The sequence below is a fragment of the Kitasatospora sp. Xyl93 genome, assembly GCF_055383135.1.
In genome coordinates this window covers 1,430,933-1,446,741 of record NZ_AP029185.1, presented here as the reverse complement: position 1 = coordinate 1,446,741, position 15,809 = coordinate 1,430,933, and the positions used below count along the sequence as shown (strand labels likewise).

Sequence of the window (15,809 nt, the reverse complement as noted above, 5' to 3'; positions counted from 1 at the left end):
CATGCTGACAGGTGACTACCCGGGGGAGCAATGACGCGCGGCCCCGGCCGGCTCCAGCCGCAGCTCGCGGCCCTGCCAGCGGCGGCGCAGCCAGCGGTCGTGGCTCGCGAGGACGATCGCGCCGGGGCCGGTGCCGAGGGCTTCCTCCAGTTCGTCGCAGAGACGCGGGGAGAGGTGGTTGGTGGGCTCGTCGAGCAGCAGGAGCCGGGGCGGGTCGGCCACCAGCAGGGCCAGCGCGAGCCGTCGGCGCTGCCCGACGGACAGCCGGCCGACGGGCTTGTCCAGGTCCGCCGGGTGCAGCAGGCCGAGCGACCCGAGCGGCACCCGCTCGGCCCGCGCCGCGCCCAGCGCCAGCGCGTAGGTGTCGCGCACGGTGCGGTCGGACCGGTCGAACACGGTGTCCTGGGTGAGCAGTCCGACCGTCAGCCCGGGGTGCCGGTGCACCGTGCCCTCGGCGGGGAGGAGCCCGGCGAGTACGGCGAGCAGCGTCGACTTGCCCGTCCCGTTGCCGCCCGTGACCAGCAGCCGGTCGGTGGCCGCCAGCTCCAGGGCGTCCAGGGCGAGGCGGCCGGGCACCCGGACGTTCCGGAGTGACACCAGGGGGCGCGGGTTCCCCCCGGGGTCCACGGCCGAGGCGTCGGCGTCCGCCGCCGGCGCGTCGGCGTCCGCCGCCAGTGCGTCGACGTCCGTCGCCAGCACGTCGACGTCCGTCGCCAGGGCCTCGACGGCGAACCGCAGCGGGCGCGGCGGCTCGGGGACCTGTGCGCGCTCCAGCTCCTCCAGCCGCCGGGTGGCGTTGCGCACCCGGCGGGAGACCTGGTTCTGCACCCGGCCCGCCCGGTGGCCGTAGCCCATCTTCTCGTTGTCGCGCGGTCCCCGGTCCGGCGCGACCAGGTGCGCGGTCACCCCGACGGTGTGCCGCAGCCGCGCCAACTCCTGCTGCTCCTCGGCGTACCGCCGCTCCCAGCGCTCCCGTTCCGCGCGCCGCTCGCCCAGGTAGGCGCTGTAGTTGCCGCCGTAGCGGACCGGCCCGTCCACCGCCGGGTCGAGGTCGACCAGGTGGGTGCAGACGGCGTCGAGGAACGCCCGGTCGTGGGTGGCCACCACCACGGTGCCGGGCAGTGCGCGCAACTGTTCCTCCAGGAAGGCGGCGGCGCCGTCGTCGAGGTGGTTGGTCGGCTCGTCCAGCAGCAGCGCGGACGGCCGCCGGACGAGCAGCGCGGCGAGGGCCAGCCGGCCGCGCTGCCCGCCGGACAGCGAGCCGAGCGCGCGGTCGTGGCCGAGCGCGCCGAGGCCCAGCCCGTCGAGGACCAGGGCCGCTCGCCGGTCGGCGTCCCAGGACTCCCGGTCCCGGGCCCGTTCCAGCCGCCGGCCGTAGGCGTCCAGGAGTTCCGGGTGGCCCGGGTCGGACTCCGGGAGCCGGGCGATCTCCGCGCCGAGCCGGTCCAGTTCCGCGAGGTCCTCACGGGCCTCGCGCAGCGCGTCGTCCAGGACGGCGGCGACGGTGGCACCGGCCTCGAACGGCATCTCCTGGTGCAGGAAGCCGAGGTCCGCGGGGCGCGAGACGCTTCCCGCGTCGGGTTCGTCCACGCCGGCGAGCACCCGCAGCAGGGTGGACTTGCCGGCGCCGTTCTCCCCGATCAGGCCGATCCGGTGGCCGGGGGCGGCGGTCAGGCCGACGCCGTCGAGGACGCGTCGGCCGCCGAGGACGCGGACGAGGTCGTGGGCGAGCAGGGCGTGCTGGAGCACGGGGAGCCTTCCGAGGTGAGGGGTGGTGGGCCTGCCGGGGCCCGGACCGCGCTCGCGGCCCGGGCCGAACGCCGGCGGATCACACCGCGGGAGCCCCGGTCTCCTTCAGCGTGCCGTCGGCCAGCCGGAGCCAGCGGTTCACCCCGATCTCCGCGAGGAAGCGCTCGTCGTGACTGACCACCAGGAAGGCGCCCTGGTAGGAGTTCAGGGCGCTCTCCAGCTGGCCGGCGCTGACCAGGTCGAGGTTGTTGGTCGGCTCGTCCAGGAGCAGCAGGTGCGGGGCGGGCTCCGCGCACAGCACGCAGGCCAGCGTGGCGCGCAGCCGCTCGCCGCCGGAGAGCACCCCGACCGGCAGGTGGGCCCGGGCGCCGCGGAAGAGGAAGCGGGCGAGCAGGTTCATCCGCTCGGTCTCGGGCCGCTCGGGCGCGAAGGCGGCGAAGTTCTCCGCCACGGTGCGGTCGAGGTCCAGCAGGTCCAGCCGCTGCGAGAGGTAGGCGATCCGCCCGTCGTTGCGCCTGATCTCCCCGGCGTCCGGGGTGAGTTCGCCGGTGACCAGGCGCAGCAGGGTGCTCTTGCCTGCGCCGTTGGGCCCGGTCAGCGCGATGCGCTCGGGGCCGCGCACGCTCAGGTCGACGCCGCCGTCGGCGAACACCGGCCGGCCGGCGTGGCGGACCTGCAGGCCCTCGCCGAGGAAGAGGTTGCGCCCGGCGGGGACCTGGGTGTCGGGCAGCTCCAGGGAGAGGCGCTGCTCCTCGCGCAGGGCGCGGCCGGCCTCGTCCAGCCGGGCCTTGGCCTCGGTGACCCGGGCCGCGTGCATCTGGCCGGCCCGGCCGGCGGACTCCTGGGCGCCGCGCTTCATGTTCCCGGCGAAGATGCGGGGCAGGCCGGCGCTCTTGAGGTTGCGGGCGGCGTTGCTCTGGCGGCGCTCGGCGCGTTCGCGGGCCTGCTGCATCTCGCGCTTCTCGCGCTTCAGCTCCTGCTCGGCGTTGCGGACGTTCTTCTCGGCGACCTCCTGCTCGGCCCGAACGGCCTCCTCGTAGGCGGTGAAGTTGCCGCCGTAGAAGCGAAGTTCACCGTTGCCGAGTTCGGCGATGTGCTGCATCCGGTCGAGCAGTGCGCGGTCGTGGCTGACCAGCAGCAGGCAGCCGTTGAAGTCCGCGAGCACGTCGTAGAGCTTGTGCCGGGCTTCCACGTCGAGGTTGTTGGTGGGCTCGTCGAGCAGCAGGACGTCGGGGCGCCTGAGCAGTTGGGCGGCGAGGCCGAGGGAGACGATCTGGCCGCCGCTGAGCGTGCTCAGGCCGCGGTCCAGGGTGAGGTCGGTCAGGCCGAGGCGGTCGAGCTGGGCGCGGGTGCGCTCCTCGATGTCCCAGTCGTCGCCGATGGTGGTGAAGTGCCGTTCGTCGACGTCGCCGGACTCCACGGCGTCGATGGCCCGGATGATCCCGGCGACGTCGAGCACCTCGGCGACGGTGAGGTCGGAGGTCAGCGGCAGGCTCTGGCGGAGGTGGCCGAGCCGTCCGGTGACCGTCACCGAGCCGGTGGCGGGCTTGAGTTCGCCGGCGATCAGCTTGAGCAGGGTGCTCTTGCCGGCGCCGTTGGGGGCGACCAGGCCGGTGCGGCCGGCGGGCACGGTGAAGGACAGGTCGTGGAAGACCGGGGTGTCGTCGGGCCAGGCGAAGGAGACGTTCGAGCAGACGACGGCAGCGTCGGACATGGGATGACCTCGAAGGGAATGAGGGCAGGGAGACGGACCTCTGCCCTGGGCAGACGTGTGGGAAAAAAGGGTCGACGAAACGGACCACCTCGGCGGCGCTCCTGAAGCACCGGCCGGTGGCCGTCAGATCCGGATCTCACCCGGAGATGTCGTCGTCACCCGCCACGTCTGCCACTCCTCGATCACACGACTACAGGTCACATCCACTGTAGCAGGGGCCGGGGGGTGGTCGATCGGTCGGCAGGTGGGCGCCGCCGGGGGCGTCGGCCGGCAACTGCCCTTCACCGCACCCGCTTTCGTCCGGGCTCCTGCTCCGCGGCCAGCCGTCGCCGGCCCGTCGGCGCTCCCGTTGACAGGCCGAGCGCGGCCGTGCCAGCATCGTCACCTGTTGAACAGGTGACGGAGTCGAGGCGCTCGACCGAGGCCACACGTGTGGACCCGCCCGCGACCGGGCGGCCGGAGAGCGGCCGCCCGCCGGGACCGTCGCCACCCCGAAGGAGCGCACTGACCATGGCGGGAAGACCGAAGCGGAGGGCCGAGGGCGCCCCGGTGGGGCGGCGAGCGGTGCTCGGCATGCTCGGCGCGGGCGTCGCGGGGATCGCCGCGGCGCCGTACCTCCAGCGCGGCTGGGAGGGGTTCCTGGCCGCCGCCTCCGAGCGCGACGCGACCGGCCTGACCGGCCTGCTGCCCAACCCCGGCGGCTTCCGGTACTACAGCGTCGTCGGCTCGGTGCCGCACAAGGACGAGACGAACTACGAGCTGCGCGTCGGCGGGCTGGTGGAGCGTCAGACGACCTACACCCTGCCGGAACTGCGCGCGCTGCCGCAGACCCGGGTGGTCCACGACGTGCTGTGAACGGACGGCTGGCGGGTGGACCGGACGCCCTTCGAGGGGGTGCGGCTGGCGGACCTCCTCGACGCCGCCGGAGTGCGCTCCCCGGGCGCGGCCGTCCGCTTCACCTGCTTCGACGGCGAGTACACCGAGAGCCTCACCCTGGAACAGGCCCGCCGCTCGGACGTCCTGGTGGCGCTGAACATGCAGGACCAGCCCATCACCCACGCGCACGGCGGGCCGGTCCGCCTCTACGTGGCGCCCATGTACTTCTACAAGTCGGCCAAGTGGCTGTCCGGCATCGAGGTCACCGACAGGGTCGTCCCCGGCTACTGGGAGGAGCGCGGCTATGACATCGACGGTTGGCTCGACGGCGCCGACCGGCGCGGCGAAGCGGCCTGAACACCGGGGCCGGGTGCGGCGGTTCAGCACCGCGGAACGCCTGGTCCACCGGGCCACCGGCGTCCTGATGCTGCTCTGCCTGGCCGCCGCGGCCTGCCTCTACCTGGGGCCGCTGGCCCAACTCGTCGGGCGGCGCCATCTGGTGGCCACCGTCCACGAGTGGTCGGGCGTGCTGCTGCCGCTGCCGCTCCTGCTCGGACTGTTCTCCGCCGAGTTCCGGGCGGACCTGCGCCGGCTCAACCGCTTCGCGCCGTACGACCGGGAGTGGCTGCGGGCCGTCCGCCGGCGCCGGGTCGGGCCCGAGGCGCGGCCCGCGGGCAAGTTCAACGCCGGGCAGAAGCTCTACGCGGGCTGGATCGCCGGCGCGGTACTGGTGATGGCGTCGACGGGCCTGCTGATGTGGTTCACCCACCTGCTGCCGTTCGTCTCCCGCACCAGCGCGATCTTCGTCCACGACGTCCTGGCCTGGGCGATCGCGTTCGTGGTCCTCGGCCACCTGCGCAAGGCGCTCCAGGACCCGGAGGCGCGGCGCGGGATGCGCACCGGGTACGTCAGCCGCTCCTGGGCGGCGCGGCACCACTCCCGGTGGCTGCCCGGGGACCGGACGGACGCCTGAGCCCGTACGGCCGGCTCTCACCTTCCTCTTCCTTGCCGCGACTCCTTCGCGGCACCTTCTTCGCCGCACCTGCTTCGCCGAACCTTCTTCGCCACACCCTCTTCGCCACACCTTCTTCGCCACACCGCTTTCGACCACCCTGCCCGGCCGCCGGACACACGTGCCCGCGCGGCCGGGCGCACACCCACGTACTTCCTTGGACGGGACACCCATGAAGAGATTCCTGACCGTGCTCGCGACCGGCGCCGCGCTGGCCGCGGTGAACCTGCCGGCGGCGACGGCGGAGACGCCGTACGGCTCCGCGCCCGCGGCGTCCGGCTGTTCCGCGCCGGCCGTGCGGGCCCCCGCCGGCACGGCGGTGGAGTCCGTGACGGCGGACCGCCGGGCGGGCGGCACGATCGACGGGACAGGGGTGGTGGGCGGCACCGTCACCGGTGTCCCCGCGTTCTGCGAGGTGGTGGTCACCCTCACCCACCCCGGTGACGACGACCACGCGAAGGTGCGGACCTGGCTGCCCGTCAGCGGCTGGAACGGCCGTTTCCAGGCGCTCGGCGGGAGCGCCTTCGCGGCCGGGGACAACGGCGTCGGGATGGGCACGGCGGTCAGGAACGGGTACGCCGCGACGACCACCGACGGCGGGCTCGCCGACGCCGTCGACGTCGGCTGGGCGCTGAACGCGAAGGGCGAGGTCGACACCGCGCTGCTGGAGAACCTCGCGTCCCGCTCCCAGCACGAGGCGGCACTCGTCGGCAAGCAGGTGGTGGCGGCGCACTTCGGCCGACCGGCCTCCTACTCGTACTTCAACGGGTGCTCCACCGGAGGGCGCCAGGGCTACCTGGAGGCCCAGCGCCACCCCGACGACTTCGACGGCATCCTGGCCGACGCGCCCGCCGTCAACTGGGACGAGTTCGAGGTCGCCACCCTGTGGCCGCAGGTGGTCATGAACAACGAGCGGACCTACCCGTCCGCCTGCGAGTTCAAGGCCTTCACCGACGCCGCCGTCGCGGCCTGCGACCCGCTCGACGGGGCCAGGGACAACCTGGTCGCCGACGCGTCGCGGTGCGACTTCGACCCGCGTCGGCTGATCGGCACCACGGTGGTCTGCGACGGGAAGGAGCTGACCATCACGGCCGCGGACGCCGCCGTGGTGCGCAGGATCTGGGACGGTCCGCGCACCGCGTCGGGCCGGAAGCTGTGGTCCGGCGTCCCGGTCGGCGCCGACCTGGCGGGGCTGGCCGGCACCGAGCGGGACGCGAACGGCCAGGTGAAGGGCGCGCCGTTCCCGGTGCCCCGGCTCTGGGTGACGACCTGGCTGAAGAAGCAGCCGTCGTTCGACGTCTCGACGATCACCTACGACCAGTTCACCCGTCTGTTCGAGCAGTCCCAGGCCGAGTACGACCGGATCATCGGCACCGACCACCCCGATCTGTCCGCCTTCCGCGACTCCGGCGGCAAGCTGCTGACCTGGCACGGCCAGGCCGACCAGTTCATCCCCACCCAGGGCACCGTCGACTACCGACGGCAGGTCGAGCGGAAGATGGGCGGCACCAAGCGCGTGGACGACTTCTACCGCCTCTTCCTCGTCCCGGGTGCGGCCCACTGCGGCCTCAACAAGGGCGCCGGCACGGTCGACGACCTCGCCGCCCTGACGGCCTGGGTCGAGCAGGGCAGGGCGCCGCGGACGCTGCCCGCCACGCTGATCGACGCCTCCGGGCGCAGCGTCGAGCGTGACGTCTGCCGCTACCCCGAGGTGTCCCGCTACCGGGGCCACGGGGACCCGGCCGCCGCCGCGAGCTTCCGCTGCGTCCTCCCCTCCCGGCACTGATCCCCGCCCGGTGCCGACCCGGCCCGGCCCGCGCCCGACGGCGCGGGCCGGGCCTTTCCGCGTCGGTCTCGTCGTCACGCGCCGGCACGCGGCCCTTCGTCACGCGCCGGCACGCCGCCTCGCGGAGGGCGTTGCCCGGGCACGGCGAAGGGGCCGACAGCCGGTGCTGTCGGCCCCTTCCGTCCTGTGGCGGGTTTCACCTGGTCCGCAGCGGCCCCGCGAAGGACTTGCGCAGGGCCGGGGGAGCGGCGACGGGGAGCAGCGCGGCGAGCATCCGGCCCTTGAGGGTGGTCGGCTGCCGGGTCAGCCGGACGTCGACCAGGGTGCCGTCGCCCTCGGGGGTCATCCGGAACACCCAGCCGCCGCCGGGGCCGAAGAGCTTGGAGTCGAGGGTGGTGACGGTGACGGTGTCGCCGCCCGGCTTCCACTCGTAGTGGGCGCGCTCCCAGGCGGCGGCGGTTCCCTCGGTGACCTCGGCCCAGGTGTCGCCGAGCGCGTGGACCTCGAAGTGCTCGGCGTCGATCGTCGGCCAGGTCTCGGCGCGGGCGGGGGTGAAGTCGGTCAGCACCGCCAGGACGTCCTCCGTGCCGAGCGTGGAGAGGAGCTGGAACCGTACGACTGCCATGGTGGGTGTCCTCATCGGGAAGTAACTGTTCTGATAGGTGACGGTAGGTTTTCATGAAGCTACGTCACCGGTCAAGATGGTGACGGTGAAATGGGGGCTGGCCGGCCCGGGCATGCCGGCGCCCGGTGCCGCCGACATGGCGGCACCGGGTGAGAGGGGGCGCGCGGGGCGGACCGGCAGCGGTCCGTCAGTGGGCCGTGGCGCGGGCGGCCCGCTCGATGACGTCCGCGACGAGCCGGGGGTGCGAGACGGCGACCGAGTGGGAGGCGGCGACCTCGGTGGTCTCGGCGTGGGCGCGCTCGGCCATGAAGCGCTGCGCCGCGGCCGGGATGTTGAGGTCGCGGGTGGTGACGACGGCCCAGCTGGGCTTGGTCAGCCAGGCGGCGGAGGTCGCCTTCTCCGTCAGGGCGGTCTGGGCGACGGGGCGCTGCCCGGCGGCCATCTGGGCGGCCTGGCCGGCGGGGACGTCGGCGGCGAACTGGTGGCGGAACGCGTCCTGGCGGATGTACAGGTCGGTGGCGTTACTGCCGTCGGCCTGCCGGTAGTCGACCGGATCCAGGGCGTCGGGCAGCGTCGAGCCCGGGTACCTGTTCGTCAGTTCGAGGGCGCTCTCGCCCGGGGCCGGCAGGAAGGCGGCCACGTAGACGAGGGCCTTGACCTCGGGATCGTCGGTGGCGGCCTGGCTGATGACGTTGCCGCCGTAGGAGTGGCCGGCCAGGATCTTGGGGCCCTTGACGTGGTCCAGGACGGTGCGCAGCGCGGCGGCGTCGGAGGCGGGTCCGCGCAGCGGGTTCGCGGCGGCGACCACCGGGTAGCCGTCGGCGCGCAGCGCGGCGACGACGCCGTTCCAACTGGAGGCGTCGGCGAAGGCGCCGTGCTCCAGGACGACGGTCGGCCTGGTCCGGCCGTTCGCGAAGGCCTCGGCCGCGGTCGCGCCGTCGGCGGTGCCGGCGAGGGCGAAGGCGCCGAGCGCCAGGCCCGCCGTGAGCGCCGAGACCACGCTCGCCGCCGGCCGCCCGCGTCCACCCTTGATGCTCACCACGACAGATCCCTCCCGGATTTCGGCGTGGGCGGGCGGCATCACCGATGCCGTCACCGCCCTGACAGGTGATGAGAATGCCGCCCCCGTCCATCACCTGTCAAGGCGGTGACGATCAACGCTCTGCGGGGTGTCGCTACGCCGGGACCACCCGGTAGCTCAGAGCTGCCAGTGGCAGGTTGGACTGCGCCAGCGACCCGGTGGCCCACGCCCGGGCGTCGCCGCACCCGGCGTCGGCGTACAGCACCACCGACGCCGCCCCGTCGGCGACCTGCACCGAGCGGACGGGCGCCGCCAGCGCGTGGCACGTGCCCAGGTCGGCGAGGTCGACGGTGGTTACCGCCCCCTTTCCGTCGGCCGCGGAATAGAGCCGCGCGCCCGGCTCCAGCGGCGGCCAGCCGGCGGCGCCGGCCGCCCCGGCGCCGAGTGCGACCAGGGCGGCGGCCATGGCCGCGGCCGTGACCGCGCCGCGGAGCCTCGCCTGGGATGTGAACATGCGACCACCTGCTTTCGTGTGGCGGAACTGCCGGAAAAGCCGACCCGCGACCCGTCGCCGGGCCCTGGCCGGGAGGCAGATCCTTGCATCTTCAACAAAGCGTCTGGGAGTGCCGATCCAGCCAAACGCGTGTGCGCCGCCAGGTGTGTCTCCATCTCCATCATCACCGGCTTGACAGGTGACAATTCGGATCGCACTCTGAAACCGTCATCCGTGACCGCCGATCAGGAGAGTGGCCATGAGCAACCAGCCCGCGGGCGACCCCGCCGCCGAGTCGCGCCACGCCCGCTACGGCAGCCTCCCCGAGCGCATCCGCTTCGAGGACATGACCGAACAGTCGGCCACCGGCCCCGGCGGCGCGGCGAACACCGCCTACGACCCCGAGCGCGCCTGGAACTTCTACTCCTGCCTGGCCGTCGACCTGGGCCTGTAGCCCCGACGGCCCGCGCCCGTCCGGCGCGCCGGACGCGCCTTGTGGGACCTCGCGGAGGGCTGACAGTATGTCAGCCACGTCCCCGGGCCGATGCGAACGCGTGGCCCCGGGGCGCCGCGGAGGAGGAGGCGGGATGGCACGGGTGAACCTGCGGGCCGCGTTCATGAGCGGGCTGTCGTCCACCGTCACGGCGCAACAGGTCTTCACCAACCGGGTCGACGAAGTGGCAGCCTTCGAGCGGTCGGTGGAGTGCCTGGCACGCACGCTCGACGAGGCGGAGGTCTCGCCGGTCGTGGACCGGGCACAGGGCCGCCGGAACGTCCTGACGCTCTACGGGGTCGGCGGGATAGGCAAGTCGACGCTCTCCCACGAGCTGGAGCGCCGGCTCCTCGCGGACGCCGCGGCCGAGGAACGCGACGACGTGGTGGCCGTCCGCGTCGACCTCGCCGAGGACGGCGCCCGCGACATCGAGGGCCTGCTGCTGCGCCTGCGGGCCGGCCTGGGGCAGCTGGGCAGCCGCTGGCAGGCCTTCGACCTGGCGCTCGCCTCGTACTGGGCCCGGGCCCACCCCGGCGAGGCCCTCCAGGACTTCCTCGACGCCTCGCCGGCCCTGCGCCGGGCCTCCCGGAACATCGGCCTCGGCGACCAGATCACCCAGACCGTGCAGGAGGTCGACCCCGGCGGCCTCGGCGGCCTGGCCGGACTGGCGCACCGGGCGGCCCTCGCCACCTACCGCGCCGTCCGGGACCGGGTCCGCGAGGGGCGCCTGCTGGCCGACTGCGAGCTGTTCGCCGAACTGGTCGAGGCCGACGCCGACTACGAGACGCTCTCCTACTTCCCGTACCTGCTGGCCTGGGACCTGGAGCGGCTGCCGCCCCGGGGCCGGCCCGCCCGGCGGCCCACCGTGTGCGTGTTCCTCGACACCTTCGAGATGGTCAACGGCCGTGCCGACCGGACGGTGGAGCGACTGATCCAGCGGTGCGCGTACCTGATGCCGAACGTGCTGTTCGTGATCACCGGCCGCAACCGGGTCGACTGGGCCGACGCGGGCGCGGGCGGCGAGCTGGACTTCACCGGCCCGCAGTGCTGGCCCAACCTGCACTACAGCAACGACACCGTCGAACCCCGCCAGCACCTCGTGGGCTACCTCTCGGACTCCGACGCCGACAGCTACCTCAGCGAGGCGCTCACCCGGGACGGCGAGCCGGTCATGCCCGCCGAGGTCCGCCGGCGCATCATCGCGGGCGGCCAGGGGCTGCCGCTGTACCTGGACCTCTCGGTCTCGCACTTCGCCGCCCTCCTCGCCCGCGGCGGGCAGCCGTCACCGGCCGACTTCGGCGGCACGTTCACGGCGGTGGCCACCCGGTCGATCCGCGACCTGCCCCGGGAGGAGCGCGACCTGGTCCGGACCGCGGCGCTCACCGAACGGGTCGGGGCGGAGCTGCTGCGGGCGGGACAGCCCCACGTCTCCGACGGCAGCGTGGCACGCTTCCTGCGCCGGCCGTTCCTGACCCACGACGACGCCTACGCCCTGCCCTACGCCCTGCACGCGGCGCTGCGCCGTGCCATCGGCGAGGCGGACCGGACGCTCCCGGACGGCTGGTCCGACCGGGACCGCAGCGAGGTCGCGGCCCGGCTGCTCACCTGGCTGGGCCGGCGCATCGGGCCGTCCGCCGGCCGGGTCGCCGTCGCCCAGGCGCTCGGATCCGGACTCAGGCTCTCGGCGGCGTACGGCGTCTTCGAGGACTGGATGGCCCGTGCCACCCAGCGCCTCGTCGAGGCCGGGCAGTGGACGGAGCTGGGCGCCGGGCTCGCCGCCGACCGGGCCGCAACGCCGGAGTACCGGGCCGTGCTCGCCGCCATACGCGGCGTCCAGCTGCGCCGTACGGGCCGCGCCGCGGAGGCGATCGAACTGCTCGGCGGCGCCGCGGAGGGCGTGCGGCAGGGCAGCCCGACGGCGCAGCTGCTCCGGATCCACCTCGCCCACGCGCTGCGCAACCACGGCGACTACACCGAGGCCGCGGAGATCTACCGCGGCCTGGTCGGCGGCGAGTTCGACGCGGCGGCCCGGTACTGGCTCTGCGACTACGACTACCTCAACGGACGGTTCGGCACGGCGCTGGGCTCGCTCCGGGAGCAGCGCAGCAGTGGCCCGGAGGAGGAGGGCGAACGCCTGCGGCTGATCGGGCACATCTGGCGGGTGAACGCCCGTTTCGACGAGGCGACCGCCGTGTACACCGAGGCGATCGACCTGGCCCGGCGGGAGGACCTCGCCGCCGCGGAGGCGAAGGCGCTGGCCAATCTCGCGCAGACCGCTTGCTGGGCCGGCGACACGGCGGTGGTCGCGGACGCGGCGGCCCGGGCGAGGGACCTGCTCGATCTGGTGCCCAACCCGGTCGAACTGGTCAAGATCCGCTCGGCCGAGGCGGTCGCGCACGCGGTGGCCGGCGAGGACGGGGCCGCTGTGGAGGCGGTCAGGAGCACCCGGCAGCTCGCCGACGGCATCGGCTACCGCGGCGGCCACAACCTGGCCGACGTGGCCCAGGTCCTGATCGGGGTGCTCGGCGAGGACCGGGACGGCGCTCGCCGCACCCGGGCCGAACTCGACGCGCGAACCCGCAGGTCGGGCGGCAACACCTACTGGGTCCCGATCGTGACCAGCTGGATCGACGGCGTCCCGAAGGCCGCGGAGCACGACCCGACGGTCGAGTGGGTGGACGGGCCGGCCGAGTCGTTGGGCCGCTGGGCGGAGGTCGCCGCGCGAGGATGAGACATCGGCGCCCCGGTGCGCGGGGCCGGTACGGACGAGGGGAAGAGGGACCATGACCCAGCGGGAGCGCGTCGAACCGGTACGTGTCGGGCTGGTGGGGATCGGCGTCATCGCCGCCACCCACCTCACCGTCCTCGCCGAACGGCCTGACGTGGAACTGGAGTTCACGGTCGACCCCGGGCCGGTGGAGCCAGTGGAGTTCCGGGGCGGGCGGCCGCCGCACTACGGCGGGCTGGGCGAGGCGCTCGACGGACACCGGCCGGACCTGCTGGTCCTCGCCACCCCGACGGAGACCCACGCCGAGCTGCTGACCACAGCACTGCTGCGCTCCACGGCCAGGATCCTGGTGGAGAAGCCGCTCGTCCACGACCGCACCTCCCTCGCCGCGCTGCGCGCGCTGGACGGGAAGTCCGACGTGCGGGGCCGGGTGTTCACCGCGCACCACTTCGCGTTCTCCCCGGAGGTCGACTGGGCGGCGGACCTGATCGCCGCACACCCGGACTGGGGGCCGGTCACGACCGTCACCTCGGCCTTCTACGACCCGTACGTCCTGCGCGGACCGGAGGCCTTCGCCTCGTACGTCTCCAGCTGGACGGACTCCGGGGTGAACCAGCTCAGCATGCTCACCCGCTTCGTGGACCTCGTCGGAGTCAGGTCCTTCCGGCAGACGGACAGCGGCGCGAGCGCGTGGTGCGCGGTGGACTTCCGCTCCCGAGGCGAGGCGGGGACGGCACGGCTGCGCAGCAGCTGGCTGACCGGGTCCAGCAGCAAGGAGAGCAGCCTGGCGTTCGGCCGCTCCGGCGTGGAGGTGTGGATCGACCACACCGCCATGACGGGGTTCGCCGCCAGGGACGGCGAGTTGCTGGCGGCGTTCGGGAACGACGGCAGGACCGAACGGAAGGTCGCCCACTACCGTCCGCTCTACGCCAGCCTGTTCTCCGGCCGGCCCGATCCGGTGATCGGCTTCGAGGCCGCGGAGCGGATCACCGCGATCCACCGGGCGGTGCCCGACCCGGAGTAGTCAGGGCGTGGGGTGGCCGGTGAGGTGGGCGAAGACGTCGTCGAGGGTGGGGCGGCGCATGGTGAAGTCGGCGACGGGGATGTCGGTGCGGCGGAGGACGGCGGCGACGGTGGCGATGTCGTTGAGGCCGTCGTCGAGGGGGATGGAGAGGCGGCCCTTCTGGGGGTCGACGGTGGGTTCGGTGGTGAGGGCGGGGCGCAGGGCGGCGAGGGCGGGGGCGAGGTCTTCCGGGGAGCGGACGGTCAGCTCCAGCCATTCGCTGCCGACCTTGCGCTTCAGTTCGTCGGGGGTGCCGTCGGCGATGACGCGGCCGGAGTCGACGACCACGATCTGGTCGGCCAGGTAGTCGGCCTCCTCCAGGTACTGGGTGGTGAGGAGCACCGTGGTGCCGGCGTCGACGAGTTCGCGGACCCGGCCCCAGAGTTCCATCCGGCTCACCGGGTCGAGGCCGGTGGTGGGTTCGTCGAGGAAGAGCACCGGGGGCGCGGTGATCAGGCAGCTGGCGAGGTCGAGGCGGCGGCGCATGCCGCCGGAGTAGGCGCGGGCGGGGCGGTCGGCGGCTTCCGACAGGCGGAAGCGCTCCAAGAGTTCGTCGGCGCGGCGGCGGGCCTCGCGGCGGCCCAGGTGGAGCAGGGTGCCGAGCAGGACGAGGTTCTCGCGGCCGGTGAGGACCTCGTCCACGGCGGTGTACTGGCCGGCCAGGCCGATCCGGCGCCGGACCTGCTGCGGTTGGCGGACGACGTCGTAGCCGGCCACCTCGGCGTGGCCGCCGTCCGGGGTGACCAGGGTGGTGAGGATCTGCACGGTGGTCGTCTTGCCGGCGCCGTTCGGGCCGAGCAGGCCGAGGACGGTGCCGGTCCGGACGTCGAGGTGGATGTCCGCGACCGCCACGACGTCCCGGTGGCGCTTGTGCAGGCCCTCGGCGCGGATGGCCATGTCCATGTGGGGCTCCCGGTCGGTGGCGTGGAGGGGAGGGAGGAGGGGAGGCGAGGGAGGCGGGGTGCGGTCAGGCGGTGAGGCGGACCGGGAGGCTGGTGTAGCCGTGGACGAAGTTGGAGTAGAGCCGGACCGGCTCGCCGAGCAGGTCGATCCGGCCGACCCGGTCGCGCAGGGCGGCGAGCATCGCCTCGACGTGGGTCCGGCCGAGGAAGGCGCCCAGGCAGAAGTGCGGGCCGTAGCCGAAGGCGACGTGCTTGTTCGGGGTGCGGGCCAGGTCGAAGCGGTCCGGGTCGGCGAAGACCGTCTCGTCGAAGTTGGCCGCGCTGTTCCACAGGGTGACGACGTCGCCGGCCCGGATCGTCCGGTCGCCGAGCTCCACGTCGGTCAGGGCGCGCCGGCCGAAGTGCATGGCCGGGGTGGTCCAGCGCATGACCTCCTCCACGGCGGTCTCCAGGCCGACCGTGCCGTCCTTCAGGGCCCGCCACTGGTCGGGGTGCTCGGAGAGGGCGATGAGGGCGCCGATGGAGGACATCCGGCTGGACTCGTCGCCGCCGAGGATCAGGCTGTAGCAGTTGAAGACGACCTCCTCCTGGCTCAGCGGCTCGCCGTCGACGGTGCCGGTCGCCAGGGCGCTGATCACGTCGTCCCCGGGGTGCCTGCGCCGTTTCGCGGCGAGCTCGGAGAAGTAGAGCAGGATCTCGTTGCGGGCCAGCCACTCCTCGGTCGCGGTGTGCTCGGCGCTGGTGCGGGAGAGGGTCTGGGTGTTCCAGTGGACCAGCCGCTCGCGGTCCTCGACCGGGACGTCCATCAGGTCGCCGATGGTGTTGATCGGGATGTGGTCGGCGAGGTCGGTGACGAAGTCGAAGGAGCCGCGGTCGAGGCCCTCGTCCAGCAGCGCGGCGGTCCGCTCGTGCACGCCGGCCACTACCGGGGCGAGCACCCGCGGGGAGAAGGACTTGAGCATCAGGTTGCGGATCTCCCGGTGCCGCGGACCGTCGGTGACGGCGAGCATCCTGCGGGAGGCGGAGTCCTCGCCCTGCAGCAGGGTGGTGAGCACGTTGCCGCGTTCGGAGGTGAACCGCTTGTTGTCGCGGTAGACGGCGAGCACGTCGGCGTGGCGGGAGACGGCCCAGAACGGCGGGCCCTGGTCGGTGGCCGGGTGCGGGTGCACCGGCCGTTCGGCCCGGAAGCGGGCCCACATCGCCCGGACGTCGAGGTCGAGGTAGGTGTGGGGGTCGGTGAGGTCGATGGCGTCGAGGTCGAGGCCGGAGACGTCCGCGGGGCCGGCGGGGCCGGCGACCGTCGGGTGGTCCAGGTTCTCCAGGGGCATGGTCGGCCGTTTCTGTGAC

Annotated in this window: 12 protein-coding genes and 1 pseudogene; 6 read left to right on the top strand and 7 right to left on the bottom strand. The window is 73.8% G+C overall.

The features are described from left to right. Positions 1-15: 15 nt before the first annotated feature. Together ACZ5GH_RS06195 and abc-f are read right to left on the bottom strand one after the other, a co-directional pair. Positions 16-1,749 (bottom strand): ABC-F family ATP-binding cassette domain-containing protein, encoded by a 1,734-nt coding sequence (locus ACZ5GH_RS06195; RefSeq protein ID WP_464333667.1) that lies wholly within the window; start codon positions 1,747-1,749, stop codon positions 16-18. Positions 1,750-1,828: 79 nt separating this feature from the next. Further along, the gene (abc-f, locus tag ACZ5GH_RS06190; RefSeq protein ID WP_387751175.1) at positions 1,829-3,463 is read right to left on the bottom strand and encodes a ribosomal protection-like ABC-F family protein; all 1,635 of its coding nucleotides are present in this window, start codon (positions 3,461-3,463) and stop codon (positions 1,829-1,831) included. 510 nt (positions 3,464-3,973) lie between these two features. Here abc-f and ACZ5GH_RS06185 point away from each other — a divergent pair. The 3 genes and pseudogenes from ACZ5GH_RS06185 (at position 3,974) to ACZ5GH_RS06175 (ending at position 7,137) form a co-directional block, all read left to right on the top strand. Continuing rightward, positions 3,974-4,696 (top strand): annotated as a pseudogene (locus ACZ5GH_RS06185) (molybdopterin-dependent oxidoreductase). Next, positions 4,644-5,312, top strand: a complete 669-nt coding sequence (locus ACZ5GH_RS06180) for a cytochrome b/b6 domain-containing protein (protein ID WP_464333666.1) — start codon at positions 4,644-4,646, stop codon at positions 5,310-5,312. The pseudogene ACZ5GH_RS06185 and the gene ACZ5GH_RS06180 overlap by 53 nt, the downstream one beginning before the upstream one ends. 211 nt (positions 5,313-5,523) lie before the next feature. After that, on the top strand, positions 5,524-7,137 hold the full coding sequence (locus tag ACZ5GH_RS06175; RefSeq protein WP_464333665.1) for a tannase/feruloyl esterase family alpha/beta hydrolase: 1,614 nt from the start codon (positions 5,524-5,526) through the stop codon (positions 7,135-7,137). Between the two features lie 196 nt (positions 7,138-7,333). Here ACZ5GH_RS06175 and ACZ5GH_RS06170 read toward each other — a convergent pair whose 3' ends face one another. The 3 genes from ACZ5GH_RS06170 to ACZ5GH_RS06160 form a co-directional block, all read right to left on the bottom strand. After that, positions 7,334-7,762 (bottom strand): SRPBCC family protein, encoded by a 429-nt coding sequence (locus ACZ5GH_RS06170; RefSeq protein ID WP_387751186.1) that lies wholly within the window; start codon positions 7,760-7,762, stop codon positions 7,334-7,336. A gap of 187 nt (positions 7,763-7,949) precedes the next feature. Continuing rightward, entirely contained in the window at positions 7,950-8,804 is an 855-nt protein-coding gene (locus ACZ5GH_RS06165; protein ID WP_464333664.1) for an alpha/beta fold hydrolase, read from the bottom strand. A gap of 133 nt (positions 8,805-8,937) precedes the next feature. Beyond that, entirely contained in the window at positions 8,938-9,297 is a 360-nt protein-coding gene (locus ACZ5GH_RS06160; protein WP_387751192.1) for a hypothetical protein, read from the bottom strand. A 238-nt stretch (positions 9,298-9,535) separates the two neighbouring features. Here ACZ5GH_RS06160 and ACZ5GH_RS06155 point away from each other — a divergent pair, with 238 nt between their 5' ends. From ACZ5GH_RS06155 to ACZ5GH_RS06145, 3 genes are all read left to right on the top strand, one after another. Next, positions 9,536-9,730, top strand: a complete 195-nt coding sequence (locus ACZ5GH_RS06155; protein WP_387751195.1) for a hypothetical protein — start codon at positions 9,536-9,538, stop codon at positions 9,728-9,730. 133 nt (positions 9,731-9,863) lie between these two features. Beyond that, on the top strand, positions 9,864-12,500 hold the full coding sequence (locus ACZ5GH_RS06150) for a tetratricopeptide repeat protein (RefSeq protein WP_464333663.1): 2,637 nt from the start codon (positions 9,864-9,866) through the stop codon (positions 12,498-12,500). Between the two features lie 52 nt (positions 12,501-12,552). Next, positions 12,553-13,521: a Gfo/Idh/MocA family protein gene (locus ACZ5GH_RS06145; RefSeq protein WP_464333662.1), complete on the top strand. Its 969-nt coding sequence runs from the start codon at positions 12,553-12,555 to the stop codon at positions 13,519-13,521. On the opposite strand, the gene ACZ5GH_RS06140 is transcribed toward ACZ5GH_RS06145, so the two are convergent. Then, complete coding sequence (locus ACZ5GH_RS06140; protein ID WP_464333661.1) at positions 13,522-14,463, bottom strand: ATP-binding cassette domain-containing protein; 942 nt, start codon at positions 14,461-14,463, stop codon at positions 13,522-13,524. It lies immediately after the preceding gene. A gap of 64 nt (positions 14,464-14,527) precedes the next feature. After that, positions 14,528-15,790 (bottom strand): cytochrome P450, encoded by a 1,263-nt coding sequence (locus ACZ5GH_RS06135; RefSeq protein WP_464333660.1) that lies wholly within the window; start codon positions 15,788-15,790, stop codon positions 14,528-14,530. Positions 15,791-15,809 lie beyond the last annotated feature (19 nt).

What these genes read in the sequence shown, in the direction of transcription:
- abc-f (WP_387751175.1), bottom strand. Translation starts at nt 3,463, where the DNA reads ATGTCCGACGCTGCCGTCGTCTGCTCGAACGTCTCCTTCGCCTGGCCC.
- ACZ5GH_RS06180 (WP_464333666.1), top strand. Translation starts at nt 4,644, where the DNA reads ATGACATCGACGGTTGGCTCGACGGCGCCGACCGGCGCGGCGAAGCGG.
- ACZ5GH_RS06175 (WP_464333665.1), top strand. Translation starts at nt 5,524, where the DNA reads ATGAAGAGATTCCTGACCGTGCTCGCGACCGGCGCCGCGCTGGCCGCG.
- ACZ5GH_RS06170 (WP_387751186.1), bottom strand. Translation starts at nt 7,762, where the DNA reads ATGGCAGTCGTACGGTTCCAGCTCCTCTCCACGCTCGGCACGGAGGAC.
- ACZ5GH_RS06160 (WP_387751192.1), bottom strand. Translation starts at nt 9,297, where the DNA reads ATGTTCACATCCCAGGCGAGGCTCCGCGGCGCGGTCACGGCCGCGGCC.
- ACZ5GH_RS06155 (WP_387751195.1), top strand. Translation starts at nt 9,536, where the DNA reads ATGAGCAACCAGCCCGCGGGCGACCCCGCCGCCGAGTCGCGCCACGCC.
- ACZ5GH_RS06150 (WP_464333663.1), top strand. Translation starts at nt 9,864, where the DNA reads ATGGCACGGGTGAACCTGCGGGCCGCGTTCATGAGCGGGCTGTCGTCC.
- ACZ5GH_RS06145 (WP_464333662.1), top strand. Translation starts at nt 12,553, where the DNA reads ATGACCCAGCGGGAGCGCGTCGAACCGGTACGTGTCGGGCTGGTGGGG.
- ACZ5GH_RS06140 (WP_464333661.1), bottom strand. Translation starts at nt 14,463, where the DNA reads ATGGACATGGCCATCCGCGCCGAGGGCCTGCACAAGCGCCACCGGGAC.
- ACZ5GH_RS06135 (WP_464333660.1), bottom strand. Translation starts at nt 15,790, where the DNA reads ATGCCCCTGGAGAACCTGGACCACCCGACGGTCGCCGGCCCCGCCGGC.